Raw genomic sequence first — 7,880 nt, forward strand, 5'->3', positions numbered from 1 at the left:
CCGCCGCCCCCGCCGCCGCCGAGGAGGACATCATCGAGGCTGCGGAAGTGGCTGGCGCGTCCCGCGCCCACGACACGATCTCCGTTGCCGCCGGGATACCCGAAGCAGCACACGCGCCCCAGGCTTCGGCCTCACCCGTGACGCCGGCAAGTCCGGCTTCTCAGGTACGCAGCGATGACGAGATCATCAGCAAGCTGGAACGGCTGTCTGCCTTGCGCGACCGAGGCGTCCTGACCGACAAGGAATTCGCGGCTCAGAAAACGCGCATTCTGGGCGCCTGATCCATGAAACTGCTCATCGTCATTCTCGCCATCGGCCTGCTCGTACTAGCCTATTTCTGGATGGGCGTCGCGCTGAAATTCCTGCTGCTCTGGTGGATGAGCTTCGTCTTCGGCATCCCGCTGCTGTACATCGGCCTCACCTTTGGCTGGCTAGGCGCGATCGGCGCTGTGCTGGGTGCAGTGCTACTGCTCGCCATCACCCTGAGTTGGCAAAACTCGCACACTTGCCAGGTGCTGCAGGCCCGCCTCAACAAGGCCTTCTACTTCGACGATATCTGAAACGAAAAAACCGGATGCCACCGCGCCGCGGTTCGCATCCGGCTACCGAGTTCGAGCTATCCGCCTAGCGCCCCGCCGTCGTCGGATTGGCCAGCGGGAACGTATCGTCCGTCAGGCAAGCCTTGAGCCAGTCGTAGTCGTCGCTGTCATAGACCTCGCCATCGAGCCGGGGCAGCGGCTTGGTCGGATAGCCCATCGGCGTGCGCACCTTGGGACCGGTGTTCCAGCGCGCCTCGTCCGAGATGCCGCCCGGGCAGTTGTCGTCGTTGCCGTTGTACGAGCAAGACGCCACCGGCACCAGCTTCTTGTCCACCACCTTCGCCACATAACGCTGCGCGTAGACCGAGCCCGTGGCCCAGTATTGCTCGGCGGTGCAGACACGGTCCTTGTTCTGGTAGTGGCTGATCGCGAAGCAGGCGTAGATGTCGTTCGGCGGCAGCAGCTCGCAGACCACGTCGTAACCGTCGTAGGGGCCGCCGGTGAACTGCCGGCGGAATTCCCGCTGGGCCAGCGCCGTGCTGATCAGCCTGGGCTGCTTGCTGCCCTTGTCGCGCTCCGTCAGCGCGTCGATGCGGGCGCTGATCAGGTCGGCCGCGACGGAACCCGCCGTCTTGCCTTCCGGCACGGCGTCGATGTTGGCGATCAGGTCTTGCAGTTTGCCGTCGCGCGCGGCGAGCCAGCGGCGCTGGCTATCCTTCAGCATCGCGCGGATCTCGTCGTCCGGCGCCTGCTTCATCAGCGCGGCATAGGCGCGATTCAGCCCGGCGTCCTCGGCTTTCGCCTCGCGGCTGGAGCAGATCAGTTTCTCGACGGGGCTGGACGCCTTGCCGCAATCGATCGCCTGGGCCGGCGCCGCCGCGGCGGTCAGGCCCGCCAGGATCAGGAACCGGGTCGCGCGCAGACTGACATGCATGGTGCTTCTCCAAAGTGCAAGGCCGGCCGCTCAGCGGCTGATGACCTCGCTGTCTTCCAGGACGATGCGGTAGTGATCGCGCAGGTCCAGGATGTACGTGAAATTCGACGTGCCGCTGGCGTTCTTGCCGCGTTCCGGGCTGGACACCTTGTAGTCGTAGATGCCCTTGACCATGCACAGCTGGTTCTCGCACTTGGCCCGCAGCGTGCTCTGGTCCACCACGAAGCGCCGCACCGGCCAGCGCGCGAAATACGCCTGCTTGTCCGCCAGCACCTCGGACTTCGGCCGCTTCTTCTTGAAAAAGTCCACCGTGTCCGCGTAGAACTCGCGCGTGAACTTCATGGCCTCTTCGTTGGTGCCGCTGCCCGCCTGGATCATCAGCGCGGCGGCGTTGATGGCCTTCTGCTCGTCGGACGGCGCCGCCGGCGCGGGCTGCTTGGTCAGGTACGGATTGGCGACCGGCGCCTGGCCGGCGGCGGCCGGCTGGCGCGGAGGCAATTTTGCCTCGCCAGCCGGCGCGGACGTCTGCTGCTGCGGCGTCGGGGCGGGCGCGGATGTCTGCTGCTGCGGCGAGGGCGACGGGGCGGGCGCGGCGCGCTGGCCCCCGCCCTGCTGCGCGCCATTGGCGGACGCCTGGGTCGGACCCACGCGGTTGATGCCGTACTTGGCGATTTCCTGCGGCGTGAAGAAGTACATGTCCTTGGACGGCGTGCTGAACATGATACCCAGCACATCCGCCGACACGCCGTACTTCGGCAGGGTCGCCACGATGTCCGACACGCCGAACTGCGCCTGCTCGCCCGTCAGCTCCGGCGCCGAGATCTGGTGCACGCCCAGCCGGCCCACCGCCAGGCGCTGACGGCCGGCGAAAAACACGAAGGAACACGCCGACGCGCAGTAGCTGTCCTTGGGAATATAGGTGTTCAGGCCGCGCTCGTAGATCTCTTCCGCCACCACCAGCCCGATGTGGACCAGGCCGCCGCCATTGTTCTGCAACACGATGGTCGAGATGGTCGGATGCTCGCGCAGCGCCTTCTTGAGATTCAACATATCGTTGGCGCCCACCGCGCCCACGTAGATCAGCAGGTCCGGCTCGCTGCGCAGGAAGAAGAACGGACCGTAGCGCTCGGGCTCTTCCTGCTTGGCGGACGCCGGCGCTTGCGCCTGCTGCGCCTGGGCCTGCGCCACGCCGGCCGACAGGGCCGCGCAGGACAGCGCCAATGTCGTGCTCCAGACCGTCAGTTTTCTTTTCAGCCTCATCAATCCTCTCCCTGGGAACCTATGTCACGCAGACCTTACGGGCCACGCCGCGTTTCGCGCTTGTCCATTGGCCGGCTCGCAAGGCGCGGCGCTTGAAGCGGGATTTTATCCATCCGGCGCGACAGCGCCAGCCGCCGGGCCGGACGCGCGCGATCCGCGCTAGCCACCCAGGCAGGCGTGCACGCCATCGGCGATCGCGCGCGCCATGCGTTCGATGGTGTCGGGCCGCGCCACCCGTGCCTCGTCGTCGGGGTTCACGATCACGCCGGCCTCCACCAGCACCGCCGGCATGGTCGCCGTCTTGAGCACCGCCAGCCCGTCGAAGCGATGCACGCCCAGGCGGCGGTCCAGCAGCGGGCGGTTCTCGCCGGCGATGGGCTCGGCGTGATACAGCGACGGCTTCTCGCCCGCCGCCACCAGCGCCTCGCCGATCGCCTTGGCGCAGCGCAGGCTTTCCTCGTAGCGGGGATTGCGCTGCGAGACAAAGATCGAGAAGCCCGCGAATTCGCGCTGGCGACCCGCGTCGATGTACTTCTGCTGTATCGAATCGTGATGGATGGAGATGAAGAAATCCGCATCCGGCGCCAGCCGCGCGCGCTGGCCCAGCGCCACCTCGGCGCCGTCGGCCGCCACGCGCTTGACCCGTTCGCCCAGCGCCGTCAGCCGCGCCGCCACGGCGCCGCTCAGCACGAGGTTGTACTGATACTCCACGCGCCCACTGGCGCCCGTGGCCCCGGGCCGCGCGGGCGTATGGCCCGTATCCACCACCACATAGGCGGCCTGCGCCGACAAGGCCGGCAGCGCCAGGCACACGGCCGCCGCCACCCGACCCGCGCGCCGCCGCGCCGTGATCGCCATCCGCCTGATTACACGTTCACCGCTGACTGAAGACACGCTGGAGTTCGCCCTGTTGAGAGAGGCTGGCCGCTGAACCGCGACCGGCACGGAATGCGCCGGATTCTCGCGCAGCCCGCCGCCTGGGGCAATCGCCGAATGCGGCGCGCGGCGCCAGCCCGTAACAGGCGCGGCTCGCCCCCCCGGCCCCACCGGAAGCAAATGACATGAAAAGTTACCCGGCCGCCGGGTGTTGCTATCCTTGGCCGGCAGCCACGGCGCGACTTCGCGCGCCGTCCGACTACGCAGAGGAATCCCATGTCTTTCAGCTCCGACGCCTGGGCGCGCAACGCCGCGCTGTACGAGAAAACGCGCACCATGCCGTTCAACCAGGAGCTGGCCAGCGGCCAGCTCGACGCGCACGCGTTCCGCCACTACATGATCCAGGACGCCCACTACCTGGTCGCCTTCGGCCGCGCGCTGGCCGTGGCCGCCGCCAAGGCCGACAACGCCGACGGCGTGGTCCAGTTCGCCGACGCCGCCAAGAACGCCGTCGTGGTCGAGCGCAGCCTGCACGACGGCTTCATGAAGCAGTTCGGCATCAGCGCCGACACCTTCAACGCCACCCCGCTCACGCCCGCCAGCCACCACTACACCAGCTACCTCATCGCCACCGCCTGGAGCGCGCCCTACCCCGTGGCCCTGGCCGCGCTGCTGCCCTGCTTCTGGATCTACGCCGAGATCGGCCGCGACATCCACGCCCGCGCCGTCAAACCCAACCCCTACAGCGCCTGGATCGACACCTACGCCGGCGAGGAATTCCACACCCTGGTCCGCGAAGTCATCGCGTCCGTGGACCGCGTCGCGGAACTCGCGTCCGCCGTAACGGTCAAGGCTATGCACGAGGCATACACACACGCCGCGCGGCTGGAATGGATGTTCTGGGATTCCGCGTATCGGCAAGGCGCATGGGAGGTCTGAACCACTAAAGCGGTAAACGTCACGACGGCAGGGATGGGAGGAGCGGCGCTCGCGGAAAAAAAGCCGCCCCCCATCCCCGCCGTCGTCTTGCACATTGCGGCCGTGCAACGCACAGGTGCGTCAGCAGGAACTCGTCGGTACCGGACGCAAAAGATCCGGCCGATCAGGGGCGATCACATTTCCTTAGGCAAACTCATACACAAGGCCAAGCTGGGGCTTTTCCACTGGTCTCCCACCTTCGCCGCGCGCTGCGGCATCACTTTCAAGCTGGAGGCACCCAACCGCAGTTTCCTGGAACGGGAGATCTTCGATCATCTGAACCAACTGGCCACGGCATCCCCGGGCCGCAAGGCATGCCTGTTCATCGGCATGCACTACTACACCTGGCATTACCCGCGCATGCTGAAGATGGATTTCCACTCCCTGGACCTGGATCCGGCGCAGGCGATCTACGGACCGCCGGGCAGGCACACCATCGGCAGCGCAACCGACATGAGCGGCTTTTATGGCGACGAGTCGTTCGACGTGGTCGTCGCCAATGGCGTGATCGGCTGGGGTTTGAACGAACAGGCCGGGTTCGAGCAGATGATGGCGCAATGCCATCGGGTGCTGAAACCGGGCGGGCTGCTGATCCTGGGCTACAACGACACGCCGGAACGGGCGCCGTATCCGGTGGATATCGGGCATGCGGGGTTGTTCGCGCCTGTCGTGCCGGCGATTCCGGGGGTAAGGCATGCGCGGCATCCAATGCATGATGGATATGCGCATGTGTTCCTGTTTGGGGAGAAGCGGATGGAGAGCAATGTCGCAGTAGCGTGATCATCTTTGGTAGACGGACGCCGGCCTAGTGCCGGCGTCCTGCTTTTGGCGCATCGATATCTTCAGGCAGGCCCAGGCAAACAACATTGCAGTACCACCGCCAGGGTCGCCTTCACCTTGCCTATGCGCGACCGCAACGGTCGCGTCATTCTGAAATCAGACGGCGCCTCGCGCCAGTCCACCCCATTCCTCCCTCGTCCCATTCATATCAAACGCACCGCTGATTAGCCTCTTGCGATCAGGACCGCAACGGCCCTGACGGCTGGCCCGCGCCAGCCCCTGCATGCGTGCCTGCCACGGCATTCGCGCGCACACGAAGAACCTTTGAAGTGCTGTTGCGCGAAGCAAAGCCCTTCAATCCGGCCATCTGGGGTGAGCAAATTTCCTTACGCAAACTGATCCGCAAAGCCAAGATGAGACTGTTCAAATGGTCTCCGGCCTTCGCCGCGAAATGCGGCATCAAATTCCGGCTGCGCGCCGTGAATCGCCAATTCCTCGAACGGGAAATCTTCGACCATCTGAACCAGCTCGCCGCGCGCTCGCCCGGCCGGATGAAGTGCCTGTTCCTGGGCATGCATTACTACACCTGGCACTACCCCCGGCTGCTCAAGATGGAATTCCATTCGCTGGACATGGATCCCGAACAGGCGATCTACGGTCCGCCGGGCAGGCACGTCATCGGTAGCGTCACGGATATGAGCGGCTACTACGACGAGGCGTCATTCGACGTCGTGATATCCAATGGCGTGATCGGCTGGGGGCTGAATGAGCGGATTGGATTCGAGCAGATGATGGAACAGTGCTATCGGGTGCTCAAGCCGGGTGGGTTGTTGATTCTTGGGTACAACGATACGCCGGAGCGGAAGCCTTATCCGGTGGAGATTGATTATGCGGGGTTGTTCGAGCCTGTCGTGCCGGCGATTCGGGGGGTAACGCATTTCGAGCATGCGATGAATGATAGTTATGCGCATGTGTTTGTTTTTGGGCGGAAGGGGGAGGTGGTGACAGAGGCTGCTTGAAAAAACACCGGCTTGGGGCCGGTGTCAGGTGAATACCATTTCAGTATTTTATATAAATCCTACGATGCTTAGATCGTGCTTGAAATCATCAATCTCGTCCCGGGGCACCAATTGAAGCAAATTATCTAGTGCATGCTCTGAAAGCAAACGGCAGATTCGCGTTCTATGATATTCGGCTTGTGCCGGATACCAGCAAGCCAAAACCAAACAAACAACTTCAAGCATCAAGTACTCCAAGGGGGAATCAAAACTACCCTTTCCCCCCGCATACCCGTCGTAAACGTCAGACGCTATCTGCTCCAGTGTCCATCCTCTTTGTCCCTTGCCCGTGGGGAGCGGTCCATGATCCCGGCAGCCGTCCCAGTAATTCTCCAGAATCCATCTCTTAATTTGAAAGTAGGAAACACGATTTTGTTCCACGTCAATTCCCTTTCGAAGGCCGTGTATTGACCCAGCAGAACCTGCTCAGGTTAAGTGGCTAATGCAAACGCCTCAGCCGGAGTCTTCATCTCGAGCGCCTGGTGCGGGCGTCGGTGATTGTAAAAACGTATCCAGTCGCCTACAACGCGGCTGGCGTGCTGGATATTCTCGAAGCGATGCCGATGCGCGCATTGTTCTTTGAACGTACGGATGACACGCTCAACCATGCCGTTTTGCTGCGGGCAGTGCGGCGTGATGAACTCCTGGCGCAGCCCGTAGCCTCGCGCCAGCGCGGTGTAGCTGCGAGACGTGAAGACCAGTCCGTTGTCCGATCGCAGCAGGAACGGCGCAGGCACGCGCCCCAGTGTTCCGAAACGGGCGATCAGGGCGTGTTCCAAGGCACTGCCAGCGGTGCAGGCCTTGCCGCTACGCGACAAATGCCAGCCGAGCAACTCGCGGGTATGACCGTCGATCACCAGCGCCAGCGTGGCTCAGCCATCCCGGCCCGCCCAGACACGGCATAGGTTCGTTCGTAAGCACCCCTGTCAAGTAGACACTGACTGATAGACGATCGGAGCAAGGGTTAACCGAGGCATGAAGTGCACCGGAGGGAGGCCACCCAGCGACTCGTGCGGGCGGTATTCGTTGTAATCGACCAGCCATCGATCCGTAATTGCTTGGACCTGCTCAAGGTTGGCGAACAGATGCGCATCGAGCACTTCGGTGCGATAAGTGCGATTGAACCGCTCGATAAAAGCGTTTTGATTCGGCTTGCCAGGTTGGATATAGCGGATCGAAATGCCTTTGGCAGCAGCCCATTCGGTAAAGGCCTCGGAGATCATCTCCGGGCCGTTATCCAGGCGTATTGCGTCGGGAGGCCCATAGCAATCGATTAAGCGGCTCAAGACGCGAATCAGACGTGCCGAAGGGATGGACATGCCTGCCTCGATGGCCAAGCATTCCCGATTCGCTTCGTCGATTACGTTCAGTGACCTGCCCCCAGACTTAGTACGGCACCGACATAGAGTCCAGAGTTAAAAACCGTTGTTGCCGGTGCGCCTGAGCAAACTGCTC

At 63.5% G+C, this 7,880-nt stretch carries 9 protein-coding genes and 1 pseudogene; 5 read left to right on the forward strand and 5 right to left on the reverse strand.

Annotation, left to right across the window (positions count from 1 at the left end):
- Both AC6LJ5_RS29320 and AC6LJ5_RS29325 read left to right on the forward strand, forming a co-directional pair.
- Window positions 1-281 (forward strand): SHOCT domain-containing protein (locus AC6LJ5_RS29320; RefSeq protein ID WP_498142340.1); only part of this gene is annotated, 281 nt, incomplete at its 5' end.
- A 3-nt stretch (window positions 282-284) separates the two neighbouring features.
- On the forward strand, window positions 285-560 hold the full coding sequence (locus AC6LJ5_RS29325; protein ID WP_103271548.1) for a hypothetical protein: 276 nt from the start codon (window positions 285-287) through the stop codon (window positions 558-560).
- 64 nt (window positions 561-624) lie between these two features.
- Here AC6LJ5_RS29325 and AC6LJ5_RS29330 read toward each other — a convergent pair whose 3' ends face one another.
- The 3 genes from AC6LJ5_RS29330 to AC6LJ5_RS29340 form a co-directional block, all read right to left on the reverse strand.
- Window positions 625-1,473, reverse strand: a complete 849-nt coding sequence (locus tag AC6LJ5_RS29330) for a lysozyme inhibitor LprI family protein (RefSeq protein WP_498142341.1) — start codon at window positions 1,471-1,473, stop codon at window positions 625-627.
- Between the two features lie 30 nt (window positions 1,474-1,503).
- Window positions 1,504-2,733 carry a COG3904 family protein gene (locus tag AC6LJ5_RS29335; protein ID WP_498142342.1) on the reverse strand — a complete coding sequence of 410 codons (1,230 nt, stop codon included), beginning with the start codon at window positions 2,731-2,733 and terminating at the stop codon, window positions 1,504-1,506.
- Window positions 2,734-2,892: 159 nt separating this feature from the next.
- Complete coding sequence (locus AC6LJ5_RS29340) at window positions 2,893-3,591, reverse strand: N-acetylmuramoyl-L-alanine amidase family protein (protein ID WP_498142343.1); 699 nt, start codon at window positions 3,589-3,591, stop codon at window positions 2,893-2,895.
- Window positions 3,592-3,885: 294 nt separating this feature from the next.
- On the opposite strand from AC6LJ5_RS29340, the gene tenA reads away from it, so the two are divergent.
- The 3 genes from tenA to AC6LJ5_RS29355 all read left to right on the forward strand — a co-directional run bounded on the left by tenA (window position 3,886) and on the right by AC6LJ5_RS29355 (window position 6,386).
- On the forward strand, window positions 3,886-4,548 hold the full coding sequence (gene tenA, locus AC6LJ5_RS29345; protein ID WP_498142344.1) for a thiaminase II: 663 nt from the start codon (window positions 3,886-3,888) through the stop codon (window positions 4,546-4,548).
- A 102-nt stretch (window positions 4,549-4,650) separates the two neighbouring features.
- Entirely contained in the window at window positions 4,651-5,367 is a 717-nt protein-coding gene (locus AC6LJ5_RS29350; RefSeq protein ID WP_498142345.1) for a class I SAM-dependent methyltransferase, read from the forward strand.
- Between the two features lie 329 nt (window positions 5,368-5,696).
- Window positions 5,697-6,386, forward strand: coding sequence for a class I SAM-dependent methyltransferase (locus AC6LJ5_RS29355; RefSeq protein ID WP_498142346.1), 690 nt, complete (start codon window positions 5,697-5,699; stop codon window positions 6,384-6,386).
- 470 nt (window positions 6,387-6,856) lie between these two features.
- Here the strand turns inward: AC6LJ5_RS29355 and AC6LJ5_RS29360 are convergent, their stop codons facing one another.
- Both AC6LJ5_RS29360 and AC6LJ5_RS29365 read right to left on the reverse strand, forming a co-directional pair.
- On the reverse strand, window positions 6,857-7,282 hold the full coding sequence (locus AC6LJ5_RS29360; RefSeq protein WP_392413667.1) for an integrase core domain-containing protein: 426 nt from the start codon (window positions 7,280-7,282) through the stop codon (window positions 6,857-6,859).
- Window positions 7,283-7,351: 69 nt separating this feature from the next.
- A pseudogene (locus AC6LJ5_RS29365) lies at window positions 7,352-7,801 on the reverse strand (integrase core domain-containing protein); the annotation flags it as partial.
- Between the last annotated feature and the right edge of the window lie 79 nt (window positions 7,802-7,880).

The organism is Achromobacter sp. 1011791174 (assembly GCF_059760925.1).